Here is a 26,192-nt window from a genome sequence, read left to right on the forward strand (position 1 = left end):
ATCGTATCAATCCCTGGATCAGCCCCCTCCCTTTCTCTTCAAGCACTTACCCGCGTCTTCTCCTCCATGTAGGCTTAAGTAAGTGCCATTCGGTCTAGAGGACTATTGCGCGCGTGTTGCCGACGAGCTCGCAGGCTACCTCGGGCTTGCTGACGGCGAGGGCCATGCGCCTGAACGGTTCAGTTTCCGGTTTGGCAATGTGCCGGTCGAGCCGCGCGGCTCCGCGATGTACAAACTGTGCAATCTGCGCAGCCAGCAGGTGACGTGGACCGTACCGGAAGACGCAGCGTCGACGCAGGCGGTCCATACGACGCCATGCACGGACCTCGCCCAGATGATTCTCGAACTTGCCTAATCTCTGACGACAAGCGCCGCACCCGAAAGGGGCGGCGCTTTTCTTCTTACCAGTAACGTCGACGACGGCGCAGGTAGATCGCCAGGGCGAGTAGCCCAACAAACAGGGCCTCGACTCCCCATTTCAGCCAGTCACTGCTGACGAGCGGTTCGCTCATTGGATGGAAGAACGTATCGGCGTCACGCCTCCCGCTCGCGATGCTATCGAGCACCGGCCAGACCGCGGGCCAACTGACCACGAGAAAACCCGCAAGCAGTGGGAAGCCGAAATCGTCAAGGAAGCGCCACGCGAGAAGCGCTATGACGGCGCAGAAGAGGACCGGCATGGCCGCAGTGCATACGGACGAAAAACTGGCGCCAAGACTGCGCGAGAGCCAGAGTAAAAATGCGAGGACGCCCAGAATGCAGAGAGCGATGAGTGACGTGGTTGCGTCGTTGCGCATGGAGGATTACCCCTTTTGGTTCGTTGGAAAATGAGTGGGGCGGCGATAACCGCCCACGGTCGTCAGAAAGCAAAGGCCGCCAGGAGCGGCAACTCACGCGCACCTTGCGTCGCGCCGCGAGCGGCGCTCTCGGCAAGCAGCGCGTCGTAGCGCAGAAGAACCGACTCCGCTGAAGTGTGTTCGACGTCGATGCCAACAAGCGCGCCGAAGCGCGTTCACTTCTGCGGTGCTGGCGACGGTTCGCTGGACACGCGTGGCCCGGCTGGTGAGGCGTTCGCGGAGCGACGAGAGGTCGATGATCTGGAGGGACATGGCGCGCAGTGGAAGTGATCGTGGTTCATCTTCGCAGTTGCAGCGCAAAGTCAAGGTGTCGCCAGTGCCCATTCCGGCGAAAGCGAATCGGCCCCGAATGAGGCGTCTTTTCGGAGGGTTGGCGCTCGGTCACGTCGATACAATGAAGTCTCTCTCTTGTTCGTAATGACCACCCTCGGAAAGACGAACTCTTCAGGCCAGCCTTTGGGCTGGCCTTTTTTTCGACCGTTGTGTGACGCGGCCAGCGAGAGACGGGTGGAAATCTGGAGCATTGCGGGCGTGGCCCGTGCCTTGTGCCGATAGACTGGCTTCATTCCCTGCGCTACTGCGCATCGACCTCGACACGATCCTCTCCAGGACCGTTCATTTTTCTCTCCACGCCGTTCACCTGAACGGTCTATCGAAAAGGCTGACGTTCGCGTCGGCCTTTTTCCCTTCGCGATGGGCTTTCCCATCGTTCGTTGCAAGCCGTAGCTGACGGCGGATCTCTCGTCCGTCTTATTTCATGTACCCATCTGGGAGCCTCCTCCCTAATGGGAACGGCTCCCTGTTTTCAGGAGCCGCACCATGACACAGCAAGTCATCATTTCCGAAGCGCTCGCACGAGTTCTGGCAGTTTCCGCAGGCCCTGTCAGGGTCTCGGAAAAGTGGGGCTTTCGCGAAAACCAGCGTGTTCTCGCGCAAGCTGTCGCGACTTTGCCTATCAGGACGTTCAGTGGCTCCATTCTCTATCTCTGGAGCGACGGGACGGCAACAGTGAAGTTTGACTACGACTTCGCGTTCGACGCTGAGCGCGAGCTCGTCAGCAATGGTCGGGTCGATCTGCATTACCTCACCCGTCTTGCGTCATAACTGATCCACGTTTTCTTTCCCCGTCAGGGCAACCTCCCTGACGGGATGGTCGCCCTTCATCTCGTTGAGGCAATCATGTTCAAGCTCATTATTAGCGTCGTTCTTCTCTCATTTCTGACCGCTTGCGCGAGTGCGGATTTCGGCTCGCCGAATACGTACCAGCGTTACGACGTGCAGCACATCGGCCAGATGGAGGAGGCGACCATCGTCCGCGTCCGCCAGATCACGATCGAGTCCAGTTCAGATTCGTCAGGGCTGACCTCGATTGTCAGTTCTGCGGCGAGCGCGTTTCTTGGCTCGCAGATCATCGGTAACGGGCGCGGCCGCTATATCTCGGGGGCGCTCTCTGGCGCTGCTGCAGGCTTCATCTCGCAACACGTCAGCGCTGCGATGTCACGCCACAGTGGCATCGAGGTCTTCCTGCGTCGCGCAAACGGCCAGACCGTTGTCGTGTCGCAGGTTGACGACCAGCAGTTTGCCCCCGGCCAACACGTTTATCTGATCTCCAGCGGGTCCGGTTACCGGATAACGCACTGAAGCTTTTATCTGCCGCTTGAACCCCTTCTTTCTCTGAATCCTCCAGGAGTTGTTATGAATGGCTATGAACTGATTACCCACGGTCGGACTTCGGGATGGAACCCGGAGACCGACGCGGTCAACGCAGTGAATTTTTACGGAATGCGTCCGGTGGAAGTTGCCGCACAGGCTGGCGACGTTCGCGAGTTCGCAGCGATCGTCGCGCATCCCGACTTCGACCCGACCGGCGCGCGCCCGCATTATTTTGCGGATGTGGGACGTCTTAGTGACGGCGACGGTGACGCGAGATTCGCTCGCCTCAGACCTGAGCTTGACGCCTACAAGTCGCGCTTCGTCAGCAGGCCACGTTAGCGAGACGATGTAGCAGTCGAAATCATTTGTCCGCGTCCGAACTGGACGCGTTTTTCCCTTGCGGGGCAGCCCCCGCAAGGGAGCTGTCTCGCCTTCCGAGACTCAACCATGAAATTTCCCAGGCTGTTTTATGCGGATCGCCGATCCGCCGGCGCTGGCACCAATGCTGCACTACAGCAGCAGGCTACGCGCGTCCTTCGACGTGTTGCGCAGGATCTTCGTCTTCGCGCCCATGAAATTGTTGTTCAACCCGCGCGCCGCAATTTTCCGGGCCGCGTGTCTCTTCGCACCGAGACGTTATTTGTCGACGTGCTGGACCGTCCTTGCCAGAAGCCGGTGGCGCTAAGCTTTCGTACGCGCCGCGGTTGCTCAGACCTCACTGGTGGCGGTGAGAACCATGTGCCGCTCGAGCAGATCGAGACGACAATTGGTTATGAGTCGTTTCTCGATGGGCTGCGTCTCGCCGGGGGCATCGACACCTCTTCAGGAGGTCGCCGATGAAACTCGCGGAGGTCAAGGTCGAGTACACGGGCGGCACGACGATTACGGAACGGGTGACACTCGATCCGGAAACGGGGCAGGTGCATCTGCCGCCGCGTCTTCATGCACTTATGCAGACGATGGACGAAAACGAGTGCTCGCCATCGTTTGTACTGGAATACAACGGTTCGAGGCTGCCGGTCACGATGGATTCAAGCGGATTGCGGAAAGTCGTCATCCCCCTGGAACCACGATCAGGCTTCCGGCAAGTGTTAGACCCGACGAAGGACCAGCGGCAGCAGAATGCGCGCTACCTGCATACGCTCTCAGCTGCGTCCGTTGGCGGATTGGTCGGATATGTCCATGCAGCATCCAGTCTGGACTTCACAACGGCGGCCGGCACAGGGATTCTGGCCGTAGTTGCGATACTATTGTGGTACGTTGGCTTCGTTGGAATGAAAGGAGATTGAAATGGTTGCAAACCTCATCACTCTCGTTGTGGGCGTGTCCATTGCAGCATTCTTTCTCTGGACAAATAACAACGGCATCAAGCGCGATCGTGAGCGCGCGTGGGGCAAACGTGATTGACGACGTGGCGTAAGGCCGCGTCCCAGAAGTAGGAGCCGTACCCTTATGGGTGCGGTTTTTTTTCGCCTTTTTTAGACCACTGAGCGCGCCTTCGGGCGCGTTTTTTCTTTTGTGAGACCAGAAATGAATCATGCATTTGTGAAGCCGGCCGGTTTTCAGGAGCCCGTTGCAATCGCCTCAGGCGTTGTCGAGGGCTTCGTCGCTTCGGTCGCTGCTGGAAATGGGAAACATCCCGCGCCGCGAGCGACTTGATGTGGAAGGCAAGACCGTTGGAGAAGTCTGTTCGATGCTCTGCAAGGTGTTGCGCAGTACGGAGCTTGAGCCGGAGTGGCTCGTGACTGCAAACATGCTGGACGATGCCAACGAAGCGACCAGCGGTGCGCGGATGGACAGAGTCTGGCCTGCACACAGCGTCTGGAATCGCGTGGCCGTCTCGGTTGACATCGGCAAATCCGAAGGCTGGATTGTTCATGTCGACTGGATCAGCCGCACGGAAATACCGGACGTTGTCGGCCGCGGATATGCCGTGATGCCGCTCCTGCGCGCAAAGGTGTTCGTTGCAGATCAGGCGTGGGAGCTGGCGCGCTTTATTGCACGCGCGATCGACGTCGCGTAACCCCGACTTTTTCGCGTCGTAAGGCGCAACCATCAATTCAACCCTCTGCGGGCACTCGACCCGACAAGGGAACGATTGCCCGCTTCTTTTTGCCCGGAGCAATCGTGTATCAACTTTCCTTCGCTGGTCTTTCCCTATCCATCGGTACGCTGCTTGAAGTGCTGGCAGTCTTCAGAACCGACACTCGCCTTCTCTCCGTTGAATCCTCTGACATCGTGCTTATGCATGGCGGTCAGCCCGTTGCCGTCACCCGTTACAACGGGACATTGACGGTGCGCCGACCGGGCGCCGCCCAGGACCTGTTCCTCTCGATGATTGACGAGATCGACGGTGCATACTTCCGTCCGAACGGCGTTGTGCAGGCAGCATGGCAGATCCGTCGCTCGCACTGGAAGCTGCTGTATGACGCTTTCGACCTCACGTCGCATCCCCGGCTCATCTTTTCGTCGGAGCAGATCGACGCGGCGGCCGATGGGCGAGGCCACCTTGGTTTGCATGAGCTGCTGCAGTACGAGTGCGAGCGCCGGTTCGGGTTTCGTTACGCGGGCCCGGAGTATGGCCGCACCCGGCATCTCAACGGCCGGCATGAAGTGCATGTAGCGTATGCGCTTGTTGAAGGGTGGCCAGTTCCTGAGGCGGTGCTCGCGGAATATCGTGAGCTGCCCGACAGGTTCACGACCGATGTGACGTGGGGCCGGGCACTGATAGACGTCCCCGAGCTACGAGGCGCGATGTCTCCTGACAAGGCTCGAGTGTTAGTGAGCGTGATGTCGCGCGAGAAAGGCGGCATTCATTCGGGCAATGCAGCGCTGCTCGCGATGGTCATGCGGCTGGCTCCGAACAAGCCGACGTACGCAGAAGTCGATGATCTGCTGTTCCGCCACGGTCTCGTTGAGGCGTACAGCCTGCCTGAGCGGTACGCGACGCCGCAGCCGCTTGGAGCGCCTGTCTCGAAGTTCGCCGAGGTGTATCGAACGAACATGGCGGACAAGCGGCGGGATACCGAGATGGCACGCCTTCGCAGGGAGCGCGAGGCGGGCCGGATGTCGCAACGGACGTTCGATCTCCAGATGCAGATCGCGCAGTTGGAGCATGGACGCGAGACCTTCGCTTTCGGAAACGAAATTTCCAGGGCGATTGACGGCGGCGATGTGCGGTACCTGCTGGACATCATGGACTGCCCGGACGAACGTAATCGCGTCTCAAAGCAGACGGTGCGCGAAGTGTTCGGCGCCAAGCTGCTCGGCGTGCGTGCTGCCGCGCGGCGACGCGCGATTTTTGCGTTGGCGGGCTTCGATGAAGCCGGTCAGGCTGAGTGGGAAGCGGCCGGCTCCCAGCAGGCTCGCGAGCGGGTTGTGGAAGCGCATCAAGCGGCGCGTGCGGCCGCAAGCATCCATCCGACTGTCTACGCGCGGGCGAATGTGGCGCACCACGTCTAATAAGCGTTCTTTTCGACAACCCGGCCTCGTGCCGGGTTTTTTTTCGCCTGCTGCCGGGGCGGCGAAGCTAAGGCCATATAAAAAAGCGACGATTCGGGGGGCGGGCCGGTTGGTCGCTCCCTACACTGAGGACTTCACCCGCGTCATTGACGCATCGACCCGCCGACACGTCGGCATCTATTTATCGCCCCTGAGGGACCACGTCCCTTCGGGCGTAGTCTTTCCGGGGCTTTCTCTTTTCTGGAAAGCCATCATGAAAGTCACGCCCGCACAACTGACCGAACTGCTCTCGCTGTACGTACCGAAGCGCCTGCCGGTGCTCATCACCGGTCGCCCGGGTATCGGCAAGAGCGACATCGTCGAGCAGACCGCTCGCGACACCAATCACGACCTGCTCATCAGCCATCCCGTCGTTGAGGATCCGACCGACTCGAAAGGGTTGCCGTTTCCTTCTGCCGATGGGGCGACTGCGAAGTTCCTGCCGTTCGGTGACCTGGAACGCGCGATGACGGCGAGACGCCCGCTCATCTGGTTCCTGGACGATCTGGGGCAGGCCTCGCCCGCGGTTCAGGCAGCGAAGATGCAGCTGCTGCTGGCGCGCCGCGTCGGTGAGCACGTTCTGCCATCCCACGTCACGTTTCTCGCGGCCACCAACCGCCGCACCGACAACGCCGGGGTGACGGGAATTCTTGATCCCGTGATTTCGCGCTTTGCCACGGTTGTAGAGCTGGAGCCAACCATCGACGACTGGTCCGCCTGGGCCAATCGAGCAGACGTGCCGCCGGAGCTGATTGCGTTCCTGCGCTTTCGTCAGGATCTGCTGTCGGTGCAGAAGACGTCGCGTGACATCGAAAACGTGCCGAGTCCCCGAAGCTGGGGATTCGTCGCAAAGACGATGGGCGTGGTGCCAAAGCATCTTGAGCATATCTCCTACGCGGGATCGGTCGGCGAAGGCGCGGCAACGGAGCTTGTCAGCTTCCTGCAGATCTATCGCGAACTGCCGAATCCGGACGCCATCCTTGCGACGCCGGACTCAGCCCCGATCCCTAAAAAGACGTCGGCGCTCTATGCCATTTCAACGGCGTTGGCGGCTCGCGCAACCGAGGGAAACTTCGATCGCGTGGTGACGTACACCGAGCGGATGATCGAAGCTGGACACCGCGAGTTCGCTGCTCTGCTCGTGCGTGACTCACTGCAACGCTCACCGGCTGTCGCCAACTCCTACGCCTTTATCCGGGCGCAGGGCGGTGAGATCGGCAAGATCATCAAAGGCGATTAAGCCACCAACTTTTTCCCGAAGCAGTTCAACCCCTTGGCCCTGAAGCGTCTTCCGACGCCCAGGGCCATTTTCTTTGCCTCATCCATTCCATTTCTCTACCGGAGTTTTCTCATGAACATCTCTAACATCCAGTCGAAAGTCATGCTGTGCTCGGTCACGATCTCCACGTGGGTTGCCCGTCGATTCGACGGCAAGGCTACCGAAGAGGTCGAAAACCGACACCATGCGAAGGGCATCGGCAGATTCAACAAGCGCCTGTTGCCCGAGCACGCGCCAAGCTACAAGGAAGTGCTCACGATCGCGAGCCGCATCCGGGGCTACTTCTATGATCACTCGCTGAAGTACGACCAGCTTGGAGTTCGCCTGCTCCCGACGATGGTGTACATGGAGTTCGCCGACAAGATGCGCTCGTTAAAAGACGAGTTCGATCTGGCGGTGTCCGTGTTCCTCACCGACTACCTGAACCTGAAGGAGCTCGCCCGCGCAGAACTCAATGGGCTGTTCAACGAGGCGGATTACCCGACCCTCGCGGAACTGCACACGAAGTTTGGCGTGAAGATGGCGGTGCTGCCGTTTCCGGACGCGAGCCAGTTTGGCGTCGATCTGCCGGAAAACGTACTGACGACGCTGAAAAGCGAACTCGACCAGCATGTGCTCGCCTCGATCACCACGGCGAACGAGGATTTGGTGGAGCGCCTGTACGAGGCGGTATCGCAGATGGCTTCCCGGCTGTATGCGACCGGCAATGTGCGGCTCGACGTGGCCAACAACGTGCGCGATCTGTGCGCGTTGCTGCCGAAGCTGAACTTCGCCAACGATCCGAAGCTCACGCACATCCTTGAACAGGCAAAGACACATCTTGCCGTTCACACGGGTGCGGACCTGAAAGAGTCGCGCGTCCTGCGTTCCCAGGTGGCCAGCAAGGCACAGGAGATCGAAGGGCTCATGGCCGCTTTCATGGGCATCGCCCCGGAAACGGAGATCGAGCGGGCCGAGACGGGCAACCAGTTGCGGCTCGTCGCTTAAGGGGGCTGTATGGATCGCACTGTGACGTTACAGGGCAATGGCGCGGTCCATCCGCGCATTTCCAGACAGCGGACGGAGCTAGTCCTGTCGCAGCCCTTCTTTGGTGCGCTGGCGCTACGCCTCAGAATGGTCGAAGACCGCTCTGCGAAGACGTGCTGGGTGGACGGGGAGTCGTTTGGTTACAACCCCGTCTACATCGATTCGTTGACCGACCTCGAACTGCGCGGTGTGCTTGCGCATGAGGTGCTGCACGTGGCCAACGGTCATTGCTGGCGTCGGGGGCCGCGCGAGGATCGTCGCTGGAATGAGGCCTGCGACTACGCGATCAATCCGATCGTGCTGTCGTCTGGGTTTGTTTTGCCAAAGGGCATGCTCAACGCTGCGCGCTTCAACGGAAAGTCCGCCGAGGAGATCTACGGCGTGCTGACCCAGGAGGCGAAGCAGAAGCAGCCAAAGCCTGACTCGCAACCGCAGCCGCAACCTGATGGCCAGTCGTCGGGGCCCGACGGGAAGGGGCAGGGTGACAAGCCGGGCGACAAGGCCGGAGAGAAGCCAGGGAAGCAGCCGGACGGCAACGGTGGCGGGTCACAGCCACCGTCGCGGTTGGGCGGGCCCAACGACCCGGTAACCGAACCGGGTTCGTCCTGCGGCGAGGTCCGGCAGTACCAGGGCGCGGACAAACCGGTGAAGGAAGCCGAGTGGAAAGTCGCCGTCGTGCAGGCCGCCAAGGCTGCGCAGATGCGCGGCAAGCTGCCCGGTGACCTTCAGGCAATGGCAGGCGATGCGGTACGGCCGGTAGTTGACTGGCGCGCGGTGCTTCACCGCTTCGCGCAGCAGTCATCGCCAACCGATTACAGCTTCGCCACGCCGAACCGCCGGTATCTGCATCTTGGGTTCTACCTGCCCTCGCTGCATACGCCAGCAGTTGGCGACGCGGTTTTCGTGAGGGACTCCAGCGGCTCAGTGTTTGACGAGACGCAGGCCCAGTTCGATGCGGAGATCCTGTCGGTGTTCCACACGCTCAAGCCCGCCCGGTTGATCGTGATGGACTGCGATACGCGGGTCACACAGGTGCAGGTCTTCGAGCGTGGCGACTCGCCGGAGATCAAACCCGTGCGCGGTGGAGGCGGAACAGCGTTCACCGATCCGTTTAACCGCGTGGCGGCCGATGGTCTGAACCCGGCGTTTCTCGTCTATCTGACGGACATGGTCGGATCGTTTCCGGCGACCTCGCCGCATTACCCGGTGCTGTGGGCGTCGACCACGCCGCTCACGCGGGCACGCCGGGCGCCATTCGGCGAAACCGTCGAGGTCATCTGTTGATCGCTTTAGATCTTCTTCAACCCAACCCGGCCTTGTGCCGGGTTTTTTTTCGTCCACTGCGCCGCAGGAATCGCGAAAGTCAGTCACCGTGCGGCGGAAAGCTATACCTTTTTTGGGGTCTTTCTTCGGATAGACCCGTAACGCGTTATACGGCGCCGTCGCGAACGGCTGTGCGCAACCAGATCCGGTGCTACCACCACGACCAGACCATGACCGGTTGCGATTGGCGCACACCGGGAAAGCCGTGTGATTTTGTGGCCCTTTTGAAGCCCGTCCAGCGGGGCCAGCGAGAACAATAGTCGCATGTTAGACCGCCCACAAAGCCTCGCATGCACGACCTTGACGACAACCCGTTACTGAAGCTTCAACCGCTGAAGGCGGAGGCCGTCGCGATGTTTTTCGAGGCGCTGAACCCGCTCAAAGAACTGCTCGATGCGCCCGACCTCGCGGAAATTATGGTCAATGATCACCGCAACGTATGGATCGAGCACCGGGGTGTGATGTCGCGCGTGAACGTGGATCTGCGGCCCGAGCATCTGGAAGGGGCAATCCATTCGCTGGCGTCGTCGGTAGACAAGTCGGCGCACGCCGGCAGCGACAAGGGAATCATCAACGCGGGCCACAAGAATCTGCGTATCGCGGCCGTGATGAATCCCACCGCCATCGACGGGCACGCGCTGAGCATCCGTAAGCATCGCGAGACGAAGATGACGCTCGAGGACTACGTGAGCATGGGCGCGTTCTCTGCGGCAAATGCGCGCCCGGAAGAGGCCGAAGCAATCACTTTCGAGGAAGGCATTCAGGACGAGGCGCTCATGCGGGCGCTCAAGGCGCTGGTGCACTCGCGTAAGAACGTTCTCGTCGCCGGCGGCACCTCGGCGGGCAAGACGACGTTTCTCAACGCGCTGGTTGGGGCAATCCCCGAAGACCAGCGCGTGATCACGATCGAGGACACGATGGAACTGAAGGTTCAGGTTCCAAACCGCGTCCGCCTGTTGTCCAACGCCGATACGAACGTCACGACACAACTTCTCGTTGCGCTGTGCCTGCGTTTTCGTCCTGACCGCATCATCGTTGGTGAAGTCCGTGGTGGCGAAGGCTACGACCTTCTCCAGGCGCTCAACACTGGCCACGACGGTGGCCTTGCCTCTCTTCACTCGAACAACGCGCGCACGGCACTCAGCCGTCTCGAAAGCCTCGCGATGCTTGGTATCCCGCCCGGTTCCCGCTGGGAGCTGGACGACATGCGCAAAAACATCGCCGACTGTTTCAACTATGTGGTGCATTTCAAACGCACGCGCGAGATGCGCCATGTCTCCGAAATCCTCGAAATCCGGGGCTTTCGCAACAACGACTATGACCTACGACGGGTTTTTTAACGGGAGCAGGAAATGAAGCAAGGAAAGTTTTTCAGCACAGCCGCAACGGTCGCGAAGAAGCTGCGACCGGGCAAGCCACTCATTGTCGGCGCGCTGCTGAGCGTGGCGTCCGCCGCAGCAATGGCCGCTGGCGACTACTCGTCGCTCACCGGCCTGACGGACATCATCTGCACGATCAGCAACCTGATCAGCGGCCCCTATCTGTACGGCATCGGCATCGTGCTGATCACGCTCGGTGGCGTTGCGGTGGCGAACTCGGAAAGCAATATCGCGAAGACGTTTTCGGTGGTGCTGATCGGGCTCGGTATCGCATCGGTCGCCGTGCCGATCATGCGCGATCACTTCCACATGACCGCAGCCTGCTGATATGCGCCAGCACAAGGTCAGCCGCGGGCTCTCGCTGCCCCGCCAGATGGGCGGGGCGGACCGGATGCTGGCGATTCTGAACGGCACCCTGACGGCATTGCTCACCTACACGAGCTGGACGCCATCGTTCCTTGCGCTCGGCGTCATCGTCCACTTTTACCTTCGCTGGCGTAGCTCGAAAGATCCGTGGTGGCGAATGGTGATGCTCATCTATAACCGCTACCCCGACGTGTATGCGCCTGAGCCTCACGGCAAGTTCAGTGCGCGCTTCAGACGCCCCTACGGTTTCGATCAGGACCTTTCATGCTGAAAATGCCGTTCACCAAGCGCGCGGTGCAGGAAATTGCGCCGTGGATGACACTCGTCACGCCCGAGCTAGTGCTCGACAAAGACGGCTCGCTCGTCACCGTGTTCGAGTTCGATGGCATCGACGCAGACACACCGAATCCGGGCGACATCACGGCCGCGCGCGACAACCTCGATCACGCGTGCCGCAATTTCGACCACCGTGTCACCGCGTGGTGGCGGGTATCGCACCGGCGCATCCGGGGCGGCATCGACGGTGAGTTCGGCAACGAGGCGGATGCGAGAGTCGATGCGGTGAACCAGGCGAACATCGGTAGCGGGAAGTACTTCCGCAACTCGCATTCGCTCGCACTCGCGTTCACGCCAGAAACAGGCCTCTCGCGTGTTTTCGACAAGATCGGTTACCACATGACCGTTGGCGGCAAGAATGTAGCCGTCGCGATGTTTGAGGCCGCCAAGGACATGGTGCTTGCCCGGAGCGCCTTTGTGTTTGACCTCACCAAGCTGCAAAACGAGATCAAGCGCTTCGAAGCGCTCATCGACGGCTTCACGGGCGGTGTGACCCGCCTGAAAATGAAGCGGCTACAACTGCAGAACGCCCTTTCGTTCCTGCATCAGCGTGCAAATCCGAGCACGCCGAAGCGTCGCATGCGCTACCCGGTCACGATGCTGGACACACACCTGACGGAAACGCAGGTCACCATCGGCGCCGAGCAGCTGATGTTTGAGTCGGCTCACGGCAAGGTGTATGCGCGAATCATCGGTGTGAAGGAATGGATGGGTTTCCAGGAGGCGGCGCTCGATGTGCTGTCGCAGGTCGATGCGGAACTCGACGTTTGTGTGATGTTCCGCTTCCTCGACACCTCGCGCGCGAGCGCGTACATCCGCAAGATCCGCGGTTTCTACAAGGCTGCCGCCTTCAACCCGGTCGCGATCATCAAGCAGTGGGCCACGAAGGAAGAGCAGAAAAACGACGAAGGCCGGGAGCAACTGGCGAAGGAGGCGAGCGAGGCGCTCGCCAAGCTGGAGGCAGAAGGCCAGCAGTACGGTTTCGCAAATATCTCGATCATCGTCTACGGCAGCACCCCCGAAGAATGTGAAGACGCGACGCGCCAGGTCGTCGGTGTCATTGGCAATGCCGGCTTCGGCGTCATTGCCGAGAAAGATAACCTTTTCGCGGCTTGGAGTTCGACGTTGCCAGGGCGCTGGGACCAGCAGAAGCGCCTGCAATTCGTTGAAACGCCCGCCGTCTCGGATATTGCCCCGTTGTGCAGCGTAGGCGAGGGCTCAACCATCAATGAGTGGCTGACACAACAGTCCGGCCGAAAGACGGGGCCGCTCACGTGTCTGCCCACTCGTCATCGCACGTTGCAAAACGTTGACCTGCATCACCCGGGCGGCAAGGCTCATTTGCTCGTAGTTGGCCCGATTGGCGCGGGTAAATCCGTGCTGCTGAACTACCTGATGTCGCAGACTGGGCGACATGGCGCGCGCCGCATCCGGTTCGACAAGGACCGCTCGACGCGCATCCCGACGCTGCTCGGTGGCGGACGGTTCATCGACGCGACGGGCCGCTTCGAGGCGGCAACGTCAGTCAATCCGCTCTCCCTGATCGGTGAGGAGAAACACTGGTCGTACGTCGCCGAGTGGGTCAAGCTCGTGATCGAGGGCGAGGATTACACCTGCACGCCCCAGCAGGAAACAATTATCTTCGAGCGCATCCGTACCCTTGCGAAAGCCTATGGGCGCGAGAAGTGGCGGCTGACTGGCCTGATTACCCTGCTGCCAGACGATCTCCGCGAGCGGCTGGCCGTCTGGACCGAAGGGCAGAAAAACGGCAGGTTCTTCGACCATGTCGACGACGGCTTCGCGTTGTCCGACGACCTCTCGATCGAGATGGGCGATCTGTTCCAGAACTTCCCGGTGGCCGCGGCTCTGTTCATGGATTACGCGTTCTATCGGATCGCGCAGATTCTCGACGGCAAGCGCTACACCGTGATCGAAATCGAAGAGGCCGGGTTCTTCTTCACTTACCCGAAGTTCTATGCTCGGCTCGAAATTTGGGCGGTGACCATCCGTAAGCTGAACGCCGCGTTGCTAATGGCGACGCAGTCGCTCGGTCAGCTAGCGCGCGTGGCCAACTTCGAGATCATGAAGGAGAACATCCCGAACATCATCTACCTGCCCAACAGCGACGCGATCAACAATCAGACGCTGTATCGGGACATTTTCGGTCTGACCGAGCACCAGATCAGGATGATCTCGAACGCGGTGCCCAATCGAGACTACCTGTGGGTGACGTCGACGCAGACGCGCATGCTGCAGGCGAGCTTCCCGAAGGAATCGCTTGCCTATCTGCGCTCAGATGGTCGCGCGCAGGCCATTCTCGACAAGCACGTGAAGTCGGGCGTCGACAACTGGCAGGACGCGTATGTGCGCGACGTCCTCGCAAACGCATAACGTCAGTCTTACTCCCGGAAATTCTCACCATGATCAAAACACTGCTCCGCACTGCGACGGCGACGGCCGCGCTGACCTTCGGTCTCATGCAACAGGTCCACGCCCAGCTTGCCGTTATCGATCCCACCAACCTGGTCCAGAACACAATGACTGCGCTCGGCGCGGTCAAGGGCGAGGTGTATCAGGATACCAACCTGGTCTATCAGTATCAGATGATGTTGAACCAGTTGAAGCAGGCGACCAACCTGAATCCCGCCGCGATGCTCGCGCAGGCTACCTCGATCACGAACGACATCAGTAGCCTGACTAAGTACACCGACACACTGAAGTCCCTGTATGGCGGTCTGCAATCCAACGCTGAATACGCCACAAAGGTTCAGGCGCTCATCACGCAGTCCGGCAAGACACCGGCGCAGTGGTTTTCTGACCAGAGCACGCTCATCAGCAACAACGACCAGACGGCCAAGCAGATGTTCCAGATGGGCAACGACGTCATTTCACACGTGAGCACCCTTGCCAAGCGCCGTCAGGAAATCCAGGACCAGCTGAACATGTCGCCGACTGCGGAAGCGACAGCGCAACTCACGACACACCTGCTGGACATTGTCGCGAGCCAGAACAGCGACATGTTGCAGATGATGGCGTCAAAGCAGGCGGCAGATAGTGTGACTAAGGCGCAAACAGCGTCGAGCGACCAGGCAAACAACACTGCCAAGGCGGCATTGCAGGCTCAACTGGATCAACAGCGCGCGACCTACAACGCGACGATAGGTTCGTCCAAAGTACTGGGGCAGTGAACCGTGGCCATTTTTTCTCTCAAGCGGCTGCGCTGGCTGTTGCTCACGGTCTGCCTGCTTGTCACCACACTGGCAGCGCCCGCTGCGTTCGCAGACGACAACATGACCCTTCCGGACGGCTCGACGCTGTCGACCGGTTCCCCAGCTACGGGATCGTCGACGAGCGCGAAGCCTCTGACAAGCGCCGACGGGGACTTCGGGAAAGGCTCGACCGACGCGGTCAGCCAGATTCAGGGCCTGCTCGGAGGCATCATTCCCGCTGCTGTAGCAGCTAGCGCAAGCGTGATGGACGAGGCGAACAAGTTTGCGTGGGGGCTGGGCGTCATCTCGCTTGTCCTCGTGGGCGTCCGCTTCTCTGGAACGCATCATCCGATTTCGGCATGGGTCAACCTGTTCGAAGAAGTGGCGGTGCTGGGCATCTTCGTCGCGCTGTATCTGGGCTATTCCACGTCAGCAGCCGGGTTCTGGACGTGGTTCGAGCAGCTTGCGACGCACGTATCGGGCGGGTCCAGTAACAGCATTCCGACACAGTTGGCGACCCTGGCTGGCACGATGTTCGATGCGGTGAAGACCCGCTTCGTCAGTATCAAGCTCCTTACGGATCTGACTGGTACCGTGGTTGATGGTATCGGACTATTCCTGGCGTTCGTCGTCGTACTCATCGCCTCGATCGTCTTTGCCTACTACAGCGCTGTTGGCCAGATTCAGGCGGCAGTGGGGATCGTTCTCGGGCCGATCGCGATCGCGCTTGGATTTTCGAGCTACACACGAAACTACTTCATGAAATGGCTTGACTGGATGATCCATTCTGGCATGTACGTTGTCATGGTCGCGGTCCTGATCAGGCTGCTCGGTTCCAATATTGCGACGGCGGTCCAGAAGGCCACGAATGTCAGCGGCGCGACGACGACCGGCGCGTACGCATTCGATCTTGCAGTTTTCATCCTGCTGCTTTCGTTTGAGATCCCGAAGCTCGCCGGCATGTTCGGCAGTGGCGCTGGCGCGACGGGTACCGGAGCCCTCAAGCTCGCCCGGAGCTTCATCCCATGACCGCCTCCCATCGCCCAGCTTTAGCGAGCGACTTGCTGATTACGCATGCCAGGCGTATCGAGCTCATACGCCAGTGCGCCAACGAGAGCACAGAAGCCGACTTTGAGCGGAAATGGCTTTCAGTGCTTCGCCGATGCGCCGTCTGGTTCTCGTCCATGCCGCTTACGCCTGAATTGCATGCGGAGCCGGGTGGCGCCTTCCGCGCGACTATCGAGGCGACGTTCTACGCCATGCGCCTCGCGGGTGGCCAGAAGTTTGCCGCCGACATGACGTCGGATAAACGCCGACGGCTGGAGCCGCAATACATCTATGCGGTATTCCTCGCTGCGGCCTGTTCGTCGCTCGACGAGCCGTGCAGGCACTTCGAGATGGTCCGTATTGCGGATCACACCCCGTGGAGTCCGGCGGCCCATGGCGCTTTCGGCAACTGGATCGGCGACGGCGACTACGCGGTCCACCGTCGACCGGCTCCGCTGAAAAGCGAGCGCATGCGTACGGCAATGTTCGCGCAGACTGTCATCACGCCCGAACTGCTGTCCGGGCTTGATAACGCTGTACTGGCTGATCTCTTCGGCGCGATCAACCCCGAAAGAAGTCCGCAGGGCTTCGAGGCGCTGGTGCACAAGGTGGTGCGCCAGGCGATGGACGTTGCCGTCGAGTTCGAGCGCAAGGCGCAGCGTGGTGTCTTCGCCCCGGTAAAGTTCGACGTGCCGTCCGCCGTGCACGTCGCGCTTGAACTTCAGCCACAGGTCGCGCCGGCCGCGCCCGCACAGGACAAGGGTGCCACAGCGGTGACACCGTCGGCGTCGGCGGCAGAGGTAGCCGCTTCTCCTGTCGCACAGGCGGCGGCGTCACCGCCAGCACCGGCCGCTGCTCCCATACCAGGCGCGGTGCCGGGCGGCCCACAGCTTTCCCAGTCGTTGCTCGATGCGTTGGAGCGGAGCGAAGCACAGGCCGCCACGGCGGCCGCGACTGGACCCGTTGAACCTGCCGTCACAGCCGCGCCTGCGGTTGACCCGTCGCGGATGGCGGGGGGAACCCCGTCAGCCGCCCGGCAAACGCGTACCGGACCGACCGAGGAGGAGCTAACGGAGATCCTGGGCCCGGGGTCGGCGATGCTCAGGGAGTTCTTCCGCGCGCTCGCCGGCGACGTTGCAGCAGGGAAGGCCAAAGTGACGTGGGAAGAAAAGGGGTTGGCCGTGCAGAAGCGTCTGATTGGCGGCTACGGGATAACGAGTGACACGCTCGTTGAGCAGTTGAGGAAGCGCACCCTCCTGTTGCGTGCAGCGGGCAACGACATCTGCATCGTAGAACGTGCAGGCCGTCTCATCATGGAGCGGCCTGCGGCATGAACTACATCAACCATTTCCGCCCGATCTACGAATTTCGCCCGCTCATTGTCTGGCCGCTTGCGATCGTTGGCATTTTCGCGTCCGGCATGCCCTATGGATGGGCGTTTGCGCTGGCCTGCCTCGCGATGCTGGCCGTTCGCGCGGTTCAGGTGTGGCGGGCGCTCAGCTTCCGCATGGCGATCTCAACGAAGTGGCTTAGCAAGATCCACATCAGCAAGCTGCTGGATCTGCAGCGCAGGATGCGCGAGCGCGAGGACTCGATGTATCTGGGGACGGGCTTTGAGTGGACCCAGAAGCACACACAGATCGCACACGACATCCTTCGTATGCCCGTGACGGACATCCCGTCGTTGCCGAAGTGGCTGAACAAGACGGAACTGGGTCGAAAGACCGAAGCGCGTATCGAACGTCTTTTCGCACCGGGCGACAGTATCCGCGATCGCATGCCGCAGGGTTCCTCGTGGATTCACGGCATGGAGCCGAAAAAGGTCCGCGTGCCGTTTCACTACAAGGCGATGGGCGGCCATACGCTCGTTGGCGGCACGACCGGCGCGGGCAAGACCCGCACGTATGAGGTGATCTCAACGCAGGTTATCCACAACCCCAAAGACGTGCTCATCATCGTCGACCCCAAAAACGACGACGAGTGGAAAAAGCGTGTCGAGAAGGAGTGCGCACGCGCCGGTCGCAAATTCCTGTACTTCAATCAGGCTAAGCCGCATGAGTCGATCCGCCTGAACCCGCTTGAGAACTGGTCGCAGCCGTCGGAAATCCCGTCGCGCATCGCTCAGTTGATGGAAGAGGGGCCGTTCCGCGACTTCGCGTTCCTGTTCATTGACCGCGCGGTGAAGGGCGAACTGTACGTGGGCGACAAGCCGAATCTGCGCTCGATCCTGAAATACGCGCAGTCTGGCATCGGCACGTTGCTGGATCGCTCGCTGCGCCGCTTCTTTCTCGAAAACGGACTGTCGAACTGGGAGGAGTTGACGGTCGCCCAGACGGTCAAGGACTCCGTTCGAAAGAACGACGTTTCGCTCGTCGATGGAATGGCCAAGCTCTACATGGACCGCTTTGCGGCGCAGGATCGCGGACACGAAACCATCGACGGGCTGATTGCTACACACACGCACGACCGCGAGCACTACATGCGGATCATCGCGTCTGCGCTCCCGCTGCTACAGATGCTTGCCACGGGTGAGACGGGGCTGATGCTCGCGCCAAAGGCGGACGATTTCGAGGACGAGCGCGAGATCTGGGACATCGACAAGATCATCAAGCAGAAGGCCGTGCTGTACATGGGCCTCGACTCGCTCTCGAACAACATCGTCCAGAAAGCGATTGCCTCGATGGCGCTGTCGGACGTCGCGGCGGTCTGCGGCTCAATCTACAACTTCTACGCGGAAAAGCCCGATGTCGTTCTGATCATTGACGAGATTGCCGAAGCGATCAACGAACAGGTGATCCAGATCCTGAACAAGGGACGGGGCGCGGGGTTCAAGGCGTTTGTCGCATTCCAGGCGCGTGCCGACCTCGAAGCCAAACTCGGAAACGCCGCCAAAATGCTGCAGGTTTTGGGCAACCTGAACAACCAGGTCATCCTTAGACTTGAAGATAGCGATACCGCCAAGTGGTTCTCGGACAAGGTGGGGGAGACAGCGATTCGGGTGGTGAACATCTCGAATAGCACGAACACCACGACCGAGTCGCATGCAATGGAATTCAGTGGATCCCAGTCACGCACGCTTCAGCTTGAGAAGGTGCCACTGATTCCCATGCCGCTGATTCATCGTTTGCCGAACCTGCAATATTTCATGCGCATCTCCGGCGGTGCCGTCTACCAGGGCCGAATTCCTATTATCGAAGGCTGAACTACACAATATGTCCGCTGTTTTCAAAAACATCATTCGCGATCACAAGCTCTCGCACAAGCTGATTCCCGTGTTCAACGTTGCGCCGGATCTGGAGCTTGCGTGCTCGCGGGTTGCCGATTTCATTGGCGAGCGCTTCGTTGGAGACTCAGGGCCGCTTGCGGCAGAAATGATTGAGTCGGCGCTGGCAAGTTTCAAGCGGGCTAAGCGCACGGGGGATCAGCACGTGGCTTTCATGCAGGGACTGTTTGAGCCGGCCAAGTCGCTCTATGCGCGTCGTTATGTGGCCCGCCGGGGTGACAAGGTCAGCGTCTGGTCGCCCATGCTCGAGCCTATTCCGGCATTTGAAGAGCGGCATCAGAACAGCGAGCTGGAAATGGTCGATGAGCGCTGCCCGGAACACATCACCGAGCGCACCGCAGCTTTCCAACTGGCGTCGCGCGTGCTGCAGGGCGAGGCGTTCCGTCGCTACTTTGAGGAATACGATGTCGCTCACCGTTACGATAATAGCGAAGTTGTCGCGGGTTGATTCGGACATGGCCCGGCGCGCGCTCAACACTGCCAGCGCGTTTGACGAGCCGGACGCGACCCCGCCAGAAGAATTCACCTGGGGCGCGGGAGCCCGCTGCTACGCGCTCGCCTCAATCGTCGTGAACCGCCCCCATCTGTTTTGGGGTGGATTGCTGGCGATTACCTCGATCCCGCTTCTCGTCGTCGCGAGGCTGATCCATGGCTAGCCGGTTCGGATCGCACCTGAAAGTCTGGTTCCTGCTTGTGCCCGTCCTGTCGATCGCTGTAATGCCCGCGATACCGGACAGGAAACTGTTCGAGGTGCCGGACGTCGAGACTGAGTCGCTTGTCGCGTCGGTCGGACAGGACAGAGCAGACGCCGCGGTGCGCTCGGCTAACGAACTGTTCAAGCGGTCGTTCGTGGACAACGGCCTCCTTCACCGCACGCTGGCGGCGTCGGGCAATGTCGGCGGTCTCAACGACGGCGGCATGTCAACCTTCGCCCACACGTGGACCGAAAACTTCTGGCTGCTCGCGTACAGGGCGATGTTCCGTGCGATGGTGATGAAGATGTGGATCGGGGGCACACTGTGCTTCGCGCTCGGCATGTTCATCGACGGTACTGCGCGCAGGAAGATCAAGGCCGCCGCGGCCGGCTTCGTTAGCCCGCTTTCTTTCCATCTCGCAGGCCACGGACTGCTGATCGTTACGGGCACGCTGTTCGGCGTGCTGCTCGCGCCGGTACCGGTGCTTGCCGGCTACTGGCTTGTGGTTGCGGCGCTGCTTGGCGCACTGCTCTGGAAGGCCGCCGAGTCGTTCCAGTCGGCACGATAAATTCTCCGAGAAGCAGGTTGGGGTTTCCGACCTGCTTTCACCGTTTTCCCTCCCATTTCAGCGTGCATTCCGCTCGACTGCTAATCCGCTAGCAGGCGGATGTCTCCTGTCGCCTGTTGTCTGTGGCCGAAAGCTGGGCTTCGCCTTAAAAGCCGTCTGAAATAACGCGTGTTTCGGGAGTTTCGCGCCCCGCCACGCCGCAACAATTGTGCTGTGGGGACGCGTGGCGCGCACCCAATTACCAACGATCAAACGGACACTGGTCCGACCTGGGAGAAACGCGCATGAGCACTGTGGCAGAAACCGAACTCGACAAAGCTGAAACGGCAGGCGCTCTGGCAGCGTCCGATGCGAGCGTACTCGCGCAAGCTTCACATGCCGACCACGAGCCAAGGCTTGATGGCGCCGAAGAAGGCGAAGGCGAGATCGAGCGTGAACTGAGTCAGATGGAAGCGGACGCCGACCGTCTGCAGAAAGAGGGTGTCATCTCGCCCGACGACGCCAACATGAAGCGCGCCGAAGTAGCGAAGACCCGCAAGGCGTTCCGCGATCTTCCTGCGAGCGAGCGTATCTCCATCATCAAGCGTCGCCGTGAGATCGGCCGGCAGTTGATGGAGCGTCAGCTTTCCGGCGCGGCAGTAGTGCCCGCGCAGGTGCGCCTGAATCACACACGCCTGAAGCCGCTGTTTGAGCAATGGTGGCCGTACCTTAACCGCATGAGCGTGAACATGCAGCGTTTCGGCGACTCGACATTCGGCGAGAGTGACAAGAACTCGGTCAACAGCTTCTTTGAAAAGCAGATCAAGTCGATCGAGGAGTATGTCGACGAGGCGTTGCGCGTGGCCGTGGGCTTTCGCGAGAAGAAGGAAGCCGAGCTTCGCGAGGGCGGCGAGTTCGTTTTCGAGCCGTCGATCCCGATGCCGGCGCTGGACATGACCGTCGAGGTGTATTCGCGTTTCTCGATGCGCGTTCTGTCGGCGATCATGAAGTTCGACAAGGTGATGGATCAGTTTGATTTCATGGTCTGGAACGGCATTCGTGACCAGTCTGACGTCGATGACGAAACGGTGCACTTCCTGAAGAAGGTGAACCCGCTGGGCGTTCGCGGTTACATGACGCACCTGCGGCTGATGACCACGGTCCGCGGCCTGTAAGGGGGCGACATGCTGGACGAACTCAATCCGCAGCAGCGGGAAGTCGCCCAGTTGCGCCAGAACTGCGTGGCGATTGCATGCCCCGGCGCGGGCAAGACAAAGACGATCGCCACCAAGGCCGCGCTACTCCTGCAGGAAGGGGCGGCGGTCGTTGGCGCGGTGACGTTCTCGAAGGATGCAGCGGTCGAGTTGCGTGAACGGATTCTGACGGTGGCAGGCAAGGCGGTGAAAAAGCGCCTGATCGCAGGCACTTTCCATTCACTCGCGTACAAGCAGCTTCAGCGTCCCGGCGGCCGCTCGCTCGACATTGCGAGCGATGGCGACAGACTGGGACTGCTGATCCGCGTCATGCAGGACCTTGGGCTTGAAGGAAAGGCCGAGGACGTCATCCCGACGATCGAGAAGATCAAGACGAATTTCGGCCGGTGCGATGTCAACAGCGCCGACGGCCAGTTGTACAGCGCCTATCAGGAAGCGCTGGCGCGCAACGGCAAGATCGATTTTCAGGACATGCTGCGGCTCGCCGTTGAGGGCATGCAGAACGGCACGATCCTGCCGTACCCGTTCGCCTACCTGCTGGTCGACGAGTTTCAGGACACTGACCCGCTGCAGTACCGCTGGATCGAGCTTCACGCAAAAGCCGGATCGGTCGTGACGGTCGTGGGCGACGACGATCAGAGCATCTACGCGTTCCGCGAGGCACTCGGCTATCGCGGCATGGAATCCTTCATCAAGGAATTCGAGGCGAAGCCGGTCGTGCTTGGGAGCAACTATCGGTGCCGCGCCGAGATCCTCGCGGCGGCTGACAGGGTGATTCGCAACAATCCTGACCGCATCCCCAAGGTCCTGCGGGCGGAAAAAGGCCTGGGCGGCCGGGTCGAGGCTTCGCGCCACGCCGACGAATACGTGGAAGCCGAGGCCGCCATCGAGGCGCTGGCGCCGCTGCTGCGCAATGGAAAAACCTGCGCGGTGCTCGCGCGCACTAACCGTATCCTTGACCCGCTCGAGGCGGTCTGCCGCTCGTATGGCGTCAAGTATCACCGCGCGTCAGGCGCATCGGTCCTCAATCGTCCTGAAGGCGCGCTGCTGTGCAATCTGCTGGAGATCATTGAGGGCGTGAAGGCGACCGGTCTTGACGCTGTACTGGCGCACTCTGGCCTTCATGCGGACCATCTTCGTGCGCTGCACGCAAGCATGGGCGCGGAACTCGTCCAGAAGCCGCGGGCGGAGCTCGTTGAACTCGGCATGCCAGAAGACGTAGCGACGAACTACCGCGAATTCATGAAGCGGCTTGCCGAGTGGCGCGGGCTCTGCGAGCGGAAGTTCTATTCGTTGGTGCTGTCAGGCGTGAACGAGTGGCTGCTCAAGTACACGAAAAAGGAAAACGGCATCCGCACCATTCAGGCGACCTATGACGTGCTCTCACGACTGAACGGCACCTTCGCCGAGCGGTTGCTGTTCCTGCGGCAGGACAACAACGAGCCCGCACCGGACGCGCTGGTCCTCACGACGATGCACAGTTCGAAGGGGCTTGAGTGGGATCACGTCTGGATCGCGCGGTCCGAAGACACCATCGTCCCCGACGCCAAATCCACCGAGCCCGAAGAGCGGCGGCTGTTCTACGTCGCGATGACTCGCGCGCGCGAGACGCTGATGCTTTCCGGTACGGCTAAAAACTTCGCCTCACGATTTGTCGCTGAGGCGCAGATCGAGCAGCCCGCGCAAGCTGCCTGAAGGCGGCAACGCTCAACGGCGCGAAAGCACGTGCTACACCCATCCACCGTGGCCACGCCACCGATTTCGGAAGAAAGAGAAACAGCAATGATCAGAAAGTTTGCCACTCCCGCTGCCATGTCCATCGTCGTCGCGCTCGCAGCCTGCGGCTCTGCAAAGGATGCGAACAATGGCAATTTCGAGAAGGCGCTCAACGCCCACTTTGCAAGAGAGTGCATTCCGGTACAGCCGTTTGTGATGGCCGAAAACAACCGGCAGTACCCGCTGGTCGTCGCCCTGCAGCCAAAGCCGACGATCGCGAGCCTTGAGGTCGGAGTCGAGCAGAACAACGCGTCAGCGACCCGTCCGCTGGACGTGCTGGTCCATGCGGGCCTGCTGTCGGTCTCCGATGGGACAGCGAAGAAACGCGGCTGGCTCGGGGGCGAGTACACCGCGCCGACAAAGACTTATTCACTGACTGACGCCGGGAAAAAGGCGCTGGTGAGCCCCGACGAACTTACGATGTGCGCGGGCCACTACAAGGTCGACGAGGTAGCGCGCTTCTCCGAACCCAGCAATGCGCTTGGGCATACCATTTCCGAAGTCTCGTTCACGTTCAGTCCGGTCGACGTGCCGGCGTGGGCGAAAGACGACAACGTCCGGAAGGTCTATGGGCTCAACGCGCGGATGGCTGACCACGCCAAGGGAACCCGGACTCTCGTGCTGGCCAGTGATGGCTGGACCGACTCAGCGGACTTCAGCAAGTGAGCTTCGGCGGCCGCGCGGTGCCGCGGCGACGCGCAAAGAAAAAGGCCCGCGCGAGGCGGACCTGAATCCATGATGGAGGACATGGAGGAGACGGCGTCAGTATAAACCCCAACCCAGTTTTTCTGCATGCGGGCGCTACGCTAGTCTGCAACGGGGTGAGAAGTCGGAGAAACGGCAAGACAGCCGAAAAAAGGGAGCCAGCGGTTCCTTTTCCTTTTCCCGCTTCGCTCAAATCGCTTCGCGGTGAAGGCTAAGCACGAGGCGGTAATGCGGATCCTTCATCGGCACTTCGACTGTCTGCGTCCCGTTCAACTCGACGGGTATGTCCGACGCAGCGTAGCCGTGTGTATCGACGACCTCTGATGCGCAGTCTGCATTCCCGGTCTTGCGCTTGCCGTCGAACGCGGTGTCGATCGCGGACACTGAGAGTTGAAGCTTATCGAGGTCAATGAGGACCGGCTTGATAAGCAGCGAGCGGCCAACGAAAACGCTTGATGGAACAAGCTCCTTACCTTCCGCTGTCGTTTGGCACGTCACGTAACCAACTTCTTGCCCGCTGCGGTGCAGGTAGGTCGAGACTCCGGCCCCATCGGCTACGATGTGTCGACCGCCGTCGATCACTTTTCCGTCTTTCTACCAGGTTACGTCGAGCGTCTGCGCGATCGGCGCCGCGTGTGCGCCGGCGATGAGGCCTGCAGCGATAGCCGTTGCGAAAAGTGCCTTGCGCATCAATTGCATCGTGGTTCTCCGTTTCAATGTGAGATAGGGCTGACCGTCATGTCCGCGAGGCATGCGGCTCTGGAATCGTTGAAGCAATGTGCTGCTCGAAAAAATCAGAGGCCAGCGTGAAGCGGCTCCGGTAAGGCGTGTTGTCGGACATTGCCTGCCGGTTGATGAAGCGGCCGTCGCTGAGCATGCAGAAGCAGAGCCCGTCGAAGGCGGCTTCCTGTGCTGCGGCTTCCCAGTCGCGGGTGTGGTAACTCACGCTGGTTTTTGGAATGAGCGTTACGCCGCAGCGGCGGAACCGCCCGCGCGTTTGCGTGGCAACACGATAGCCAGCGTCACTGCGAGCCAGCTGCTAATCGCTACGCAAAAGAAACCGATTGCTGTGTTGCGCCAGACGCGGCGCGCTGTGTTTTCCAGGTCCGCGTGGGTCTGCGCAAAGGTGGTTTGCGCGAGCTTGATCCTGTCCTGCAAAGCTTCGGACGAACTCAGGCCGTGTCTGGCCAGCAAAGCCGATGCATCCGTAGGTGGAAGGATACGGATGTCCCCAGCGAGCTGGGCGAGCCGCACGACATCAATTTCGATGAGCGAGGCTCTAACCATGGCCGAGCCGTTATCGACATAGGCCGAAACCATACTTACCACCGTTAGGGGCATAGCTATCGAAACGGCTACCGCAGCCCACTTTATTAAATCGCGCAACTTCATTGGTTTTTACCTTTATGCAGCCTGGAAAATGTCGTCGGTTTTAGGCCTTCGCGCGCGAGAATTCGGTCACGTTCGATTCCGCGCGCTCTGGCGCGGCCGCAGCCCGGTCTGTGGCAGTAAGCTCCGGATTCGCGCTCTCGCTGGTTGCCGGTTCCACCGTCAGCATGCGCGCCACGCGCTTGAGCGTGCCGTTGAGCGCTGCTCGGGGTCCGAGACGGATCGTGCCGCAGTACATGATGTCGCCCGAGACGTGTCCGTTGATTTCCAGCGTGCCGCGAGCATGGACGTTGCCGTCGACGCGTCCGTCGATGCGCACGTGGTCGCCCTGGACATTGCCTTTGATCAGGCCACCGTCGCCGACGTGCAGCAGGCCTTGCGTGGAAATGAGACCTCCGTCGAGCAGGCCGAAATAGCTGATGCCGTGATCGACGATCAGGTCGCCGCTGATTGTGCAGCCGGCGGATACGAGGGTGACCGAAAGTTCGTTTTTCATGTCATGGCTTCCCTAGAACGAATGGCACTTACTTAAGCCTACATGGAGGAGAAGACGCGGGTAAGTGCTTGAAGAGAAAGGGAGGGGGCTGATCCAGGGATTGATACGATG

At 60.5% G+C, this 26,192-nt stretch carries 30 protein-coding genes; 25 read left to right on the forward strand and 5 right to left on the reverse strand.

The features are described 5' to 3' along the window. Nucleotides 1-82 precede the first annotated feature (82 nt). On the forward strand, nt 83-355 hold the full coding sequence (locus HWY30_RS36845; protein ID WP_090812825.1) for a hypothetical protein: 273 nt from the start codon (nt 83-85) through the stop codon (nt 353-355). Between the two features lie 46 nt (nt 356-401). On the opposite strand, the gene HWY30_RS36850 is transcribed toward HWY30_RS36845, so the two are convergent. Next, nucleotides 402-797, reverse strand: a complete 396-nt coding sequence (locus tag HWY30_RS36850; RefSeq protein WP_090812826.1) for a hypothetical protein — start codon at nt 795-797, stop codon at nt 402-404. Nucleotides 798-1,676: 879 nt separating this feature from the next. Between HWY30_RS36850 and HWY30_RS36855 the strand changes: the two genes are divergently transcribed. The 24 genes from HWY30_RS36855 (at nt 1,677) to HWY30_RS36970 (ending at nt 24,157) form a co-directional block, all read left to right on the forward strand. Next, nucleotides 1,677-1,961: a hypothetical protein gene (locus HWY30_RS36855; RefSeq protein WP_090812827.1), complete on the forward strand. Its 285-nt coding sequence runs from the start codon at nt 1,677-1,679 to the stop codon at nt 1,959-1,961. A 75-nt stretch (nt 1,962-2,036) separates the two neighbouring features. Continuing rightward, a complete protein-coding gene (locus tag HWY30_RS36860) occupies nt 2,037-2,498 on the forward strand; it encodes an outer membrane lipoprotein (protein ID WP_090812950.1) in 462 nt (153 codons plus the stop codon). A gap of 54 nt (nt 2,499-2,552) precedes the next feature. Then, nucleotides 2,553-2,849: a hypothetical protein gene (locus HWY30_RS36865; RefSeq protein WP_090812828.1), complete on the forward strand. Its 297-nt coding sequence runs from the start codon at nt 2,553-2,555 to the stop codon at nt 2,847-2,849. A 108-nt stretch (nt 2,850-2,957) separates the two neighbouring features. After that, nucleotides 2,958-3,350 carry a hypothetical protein gene (locus HWY30_RS36870; RefSeq protein WP_090812829.1) on the forward strand — a complete coding sequence of 131 codons (393 nt, stop codon included), beginning with the start codon at nt 2,958-2,960 and terminating at the stop codon, nt 3,348-3,350. Then, nucleotides 3,347-3,799, forward strand: a complete 453-nt coding sequence (locus HWY30_RS36875; RefSeq protein WP_090812830.1) for a hypothetical protein — start codon at nt 3,347-3,349, stop codon at nt 3,797-3,799. Before HWY30_RS36870 ends, HWY30_RS36875 begins: the two co-directional genes overlap by 4 nt. A gap of 284 nt (nt 3,800-4,083) precedes the next feature. After that, nucleotides 4,084-4,533, forward strand: coding sequence for a hypothetical protein (locus HWY30_RS36880; protein WP_244145154.1), 450 nt, complete (start codon nt 4,084-4,086; stop codon nt 4,531-4,533). Between the two features lie 104 nt (nt 4,534-4,637). Further along, on the forward strand, nt 4,638-5,972 hold the full coding sequence (locus HWY30_RS36885) for a hypothetical protein (protein ID WP_143037381.1): 1,335 nt from the start codon (nt 4,638-4,640) through the stop codon (nt 5,970-5,972). A gap of 253 nt (nt 5,973-6,225) precedes the next feature. Continuing rightward, nucleotides 6,226-7,251, forward strand: coding sequence for an ATP-binding protein (locus tag HWY30_RS36890; RefSeq protein ID WP_090812833.1), 1,026 nt, complete (start codon nt 6,226-6,228; stop codon nt 7,249-7,251). 111 nt (nt 7,252-7,362) lie between these two features. Next, complete coding sequence (locus HWY30_RS36895; RefSeq protein WP_090812834.1) at nt 7,363-8,277, forward strand: hypothetical protein; 915 nt, start codon at nt 7,363-7,365, stop codon at nt 8,275-8,277. A 9-nt stretch (nt 8,278-8,286) separates the two neighbouring features. Beyond that, the gene (locus tag HWY30_RS36900) at nt 8,287-9,600 is read left to right on the forward strand and encodes a vWA domain-containing protein (protein WP_090812835.1); all 1,314 of its coding nucleotides are present in this window, start codon (nt 8,287-8,289) and stop codon (nt 9,598-9,600) included. 329 nt (nt 9,601-9,929) lie between these two features. Next, nucleotides 9,930-10,979, forward strand: a complete 1,050-nt coding sequence (locus HWY30_RS36905; protein ID WP_090812836.1) for a TadA family conjugal transfer-associated ATPase — start codon at nt 9,930-9,932, stop codon at nt 10,977-10,979. Nucleotides 10,980-10,991: 12 nt separating this feature from the next. Then, nucleotides 10,992-11,345, forward strand: a complete 354-nt coding sequence (locus HWY30_RS36910; RefSeq protein ID WP_090812837.1) for a TrbC/VirB2 family protein — start codon at nt 10,992-10,994, stop codon at nt 11,343-11,345. 1 nt (nt 11,346) lies between these two features. Then, the gene (locus tag HWY30_RS36915; protein WP_143037382.1) at nt 11,347-11,655 is read left to right on the forward strand and encodes a VirB3 family type IV secretion system protein; all 309 of its coding nucleotides are present in this window, start codon (nt 11,347-11,349) and stop codon (nt 11,653-11,655) included. After that, complete coding sequence (locus HWY30_RS36920) at nt 11,649-14,111, forward strand: VirB4 family type IV secretion system protein (RefSeq protein WP_090812838.1); 2,463 nt, start codon at nt 11,649-11,651, stop codon at nt 14,109-14,111. The genes HWY30_RS36915 and HWY30_RS36920 overlap by 7 nt, the downstream gene beginning before the upstream one ends. Nucleotides 14,112-14,140: 29 nt before the next feature. Then, the gene (locus HWY30_RS36925; RefSeq protein WP_090812839.1) at nt 14,141-14,908 is read left to right on the forward strand and encodes a TrbJ/VirB5 family protein; all 768 of its coding nucleotides are present in this window, start codon (nt 14,141-14,143) and stop codon (nt 14,906-14,908) included. A 3-nt stretch (nt 14,909-14,911) separates the two neighbouring features. Next, nucleotides 14,912-15,958 (forward strand): type IV secretion system protein, encoded by a 1,047-nt coding sequence (locus HWY30_RS36930; RefSeq protein ID WP_090812840.1) that lies wholly within the window; start codon nt 14,912-14,914, stop codon nt 15,956-15,958. Further along, nucleotides 15,955-17,310, forward strand: a complete 1,356-nt coding sequence (locus HWY30_RS36935; RefSeq protein WP_090812841.1) for a TraI domain-containing protein — start codon at nt 15,955-15,957, stop codon at nt 17,308-17,310. The genes HWY30_RS36930 and HWY30_RS36935 overlap by 4 nt, the downstream gene beginning before the upstream one ends. Then, entirely contained in the window at nt 17,307-19,178 is a 1,872-nt protein-coding gene (gene traD / locus HWY30_RS36940; protein ID WP_090812842.1) for a conjugative transfer system coupling protein TraD, read from the forward strand. Before HWY30_RS36935 ends, traD begins: the two co-directional genes overlap by 4 nt. Before the next feature lie 10 nt (nt 19,179-19,188). Beyond that, entirely contained in the window at nt 19,189-19,707 is a 519-nt protein-coding gene (locus HWY30_RS36945) for a hypothetical protein (protein ID WP_090812843.1), read from the forward strand. Between the two features lie 7 nt (nt 19,708-19,714). Beyond that, the gene (locus HWY30_RS36950) at nt 19,715-19,915 is read left to right on the forward strand and encodes a hypothetical protein (protein WP_090812844.1); all 201 of its coding nucleotides are present in this window, start codon (nt 19,715-19,717) and stop codon (nt 19,913-19,915) included. Beyond that, nucleotides 19,908-20,522 carry an IncC plasmid conjugative DNA transfer DtrJ family protein gene (locus tag HWY30_RS36955; RefSeq protein WP_090812845.1) on the forward strand — a complete coding sequence of 205 codons (615 nt, stop codon included), beginning with the start codon at nt 19,908-19,910 and terminating at the stop codon, nt 20,520-20,522. Before HWY30_RS36950 ends, HWY30_RS36955 begins: the two co-directional genes overlap by 8 nt. 284 nt (nt 20,523-20,806) lie before the next feature. After that, the gene (locus tag HWY30_RS36960; RefSeq protein ID WP_090812846.1) at nt 20,807-21,676 is read left to right on the forward strand and encodes an ATPase; all 870 of its coding nucleotides are present in this window, start codon (nt 20,807-20,809) and stop codon (nt 21,674-21,676) included. A 9-nt stretch (nt 21,677-21,685) separates the two neighbouring features. Then, complete coding sequence (locus HWY30_RS36965; RefSeq protein ID WP_090812847.1) at nt 21,686-23,410, forward strand: ATP-dependent helicase; 1,725 nt, start codon at nt 21,686-21,688, stop codon at nt 23,408-23,410. A gap of 87 nt (nt 23,411-23,497) precedes the next feature. Further along, nucleotides 23,498-24,157, forward strand: a complete 660-nt coding sequence (locus HWY30_RS36970) for a hypothetical protein (RefSeq protein WP_143037383.1) — start codon at nt 23,498-23,500, stop codon at nt 24,155-24,157. 228 nt (nt 24,158-24,385) lie between these two features. Here the strand turns inward: HWY30_RS36970 and HWY30_RS36975 are convergent, their stop codons facing one another. The 4 genes from HWY30_RS36975 to HWY30_RS36990 form a co-directional block, all read right to left on the reverse strand. Beyond that, a complete protein-coding gene (locus HWY30_RS36975; protein WP_143037384.1) occupies nt 24,386-24,778 on the reverse strand; it encodes a hypothetical protein in 393 nt (130 codons plus the stop codon). 154 nt (nt 24,779-24,932) lie between these two features. Beyond that, entirely contained in the window at nt 24,933-25,142 is a 210-nt protein-coding gene (locus HWY30_RS36980; RefSeq protein ID WP_090812850.1) for a hypothetical protein, read from the reverse strand. A 20-nt stretch (nt 25,143-25,162) separates the two neighbouring features. Continuing rightward, on the reverse strand, nt 25,163-25,516 hold the full coding sequence (locus tag HWY30_RS36985) for a hypothetical protein (RefSeq protein WP_143037385.1): 354 nt from the start codon (nt 25,514-25,516) through the stop codon (nt 25,163-25,165). A gap of 112 nt (nt 25,517-25,628) precedes the next feature. Beyond that, nucleotides 25,629-26,081, reverse strand: a complete 453-nt coding sequence (locus tag HWY30_RS36990; RefSeq protein ID WP_090812852.1) for a bactofilin family protein — start codon at nt 26,079-26,081, stop codon at nt 25,629-25,631. Nucleotides 26,082-26,192: the final 111 nt, after the last annotated feature.

This window comes from Paraburkholderia tuberum STM678 (assembly GCF_902833905.1).
Taxonomy (GTDB): domain Bacteria; phylum Pseudomonadota; class Gammaproteobacteria; order Burkholderiales; family Burkholderiaceae; genus Paraburkholderia; species Paraburkholderia tuberum.

Bases quoted from the DNA above. Each gene is read 5' to 3' on its own strand.
- HWY30_RS36985 (WP_143037385.1), bottom strand. From the start codon at position 25,516: ATGGTTTCGGCCTATGTCGATAACGGCTCGGCCATGGTTAGAGCCTCG.
- HWY30_RS36900 (WP_090812835.1), top strand. From the start codon at position 8,287: ATGGATCGCACTGTGACGTTACAGGGCAATGGCGCGGTCCATCCGCGC.
- HWY30_RS36890 (WP_090812833.1), top strand. From the start codon at position 6,226: ATGAAAGTCACGCCCGCACAACTGACCGAACTGCTCTCGCTGTACGTA.
- HWY30_RS36925 (WP_090812839.1), top strand. From the start codon at position 14,141: ATGATCAAAACACTGCTCCGCACTGCGACGGCGACGGCCGCGCTGACC.
- HWY30_RS36870 (WP_090812829.1), top strand. From the start codon at position 2,958: ATGAAATTTCCCAGGCTGTTTTATGCGGATCGCCGATCCGCCGGCGCT.
- HWY30_RS36915 (WP_143037382.1), top strand. From the start codon at position 11,347: ATGCGCCAGCACAAGGTCAGCCGCGGGCTCTCGCTGCCCCGCCAGATG.
- HWY30_RS36955 (WP_090812845.1), top strand. From the start codon at position 19,908: ATGGCTAGCCGGTTCGGATCGCACCTGAAAGTCTGGTTCCTGCTTGTG.
- HWY30_RS36850 (WP_090812826.1), bottom strand. From the start codon at position 797: ATGCGCAACGACGCAACCACGTCACTCATCGCTCTCTGCATTCTGGGC.
- HWY30_RS36865 (WP_090812828.1), top strand. From the start codon at position 2,553: ATGAATGGCTATGAACTGATTACCCACGGTCGGACTTCGGGATGGAAC.
- HWY30_RS36970 (WP_143037383.1), top strand. From the start codon at position 23,498: ATGATCAGAAAGTTTGCCACTCCCGCTGCCATGTCCATCGTCGTCGCG.
- HWY30_RS36920 (WP_090812838.1), top strand. From the start codon at position 11,649: ATGCTGAAAATGCCGTTCACCAAGCGCGCGGTGCAGGAAATTGCGCCG.
- traD (WP_090812842.1), top strand. From the start codon at position 17,307: ATGAACTACATCAACCATTTCCGCCCGATCTACGAATTTCGCCCGCTC.
- HWY30_RS36855 (WP_090812827.1), top strand. From the start codon at position 1,677: ATGACACAGCAAGTCATCATTTCCGAAGCGCTCGCACGAGTTCTGGCA.
- HWY30_RS36945 (WP_090812843.1), top strand. From the start codon at position 19,189: ATGTCCGCTGTTTTCAAAAACATCATTCGCGATCACAAGCTCTCGCAC.
- HWY30_RS36860 (WP_090812950.1), top strand. From the start codon at position 2,037: ATGTTCAAGCTCATTATTAGCGTCGTTCTTCTCTCATTTCTGACCGCT.
- HWY30_RS36905 (WP_090812836.1), top strand. From the start codon at position 9,930: ATGCACGACCTTGACGACAACCCGTTACTGAAGCTTCAACCGCTGAAG.
- HWY30_RS36990 (WP_090812852.1), bottom strand. From the start codon at position 26,081: ATGAAAAACGAACTTTCGGTCACCCTCGTATCCGCCGGCTGCACAATC.
- HWY30_RS36895 (WP_090812834.1), top strand. From the start codon at position 7,363: ATGAACATCTCTAACATCCAGTCGAAAGTCATGCTGTGCTCGGTCACG.
- HWY30_RS36950 (WP_090812844.1), top strand. From the start codon at position 19,715: ATGGCCCGGCGCGCGCTCAACACTGCCAGCGCGTTTGACGAGCCGGAC.
- HWY30_RS36935 (WP_090812841.1), top strand. From the start codon at position 15,955: ATGACCGCCTCCCATCGCCCAGCTTTAGCGAGCGACTTGCTGATTACG.
- HWY30_RS36965 (WP_090812847.1), top strand. From the start codon at position 21,686: ATGCTGGACGAACTCAATCCGCAGCAGCGGGAAGTCGCCCAGTTGCGC.
- HWY30_RS36910 (WP_090812837.1), top strand. From the start codon at position 10,992: ATGAAGCAAGGAAAGTTTTTCAGCACAGCCGCAACGGTCGCGAAGAAG.
- HWY30_RS36875 (WP_090812830.1), top strand. From the start codon at position 3,347: ATGAAACTCGCGGAGGTCAAGGTCGAGTACACGGGCGGCACGACGATT.
- HWY30_RS36960 (WP_090812846.1), top strand. From the start codon at position 20,807: ATGAGCACTGTGGCAGAAACCGAACTCGACAAAGCTGAAACGGCAGGC.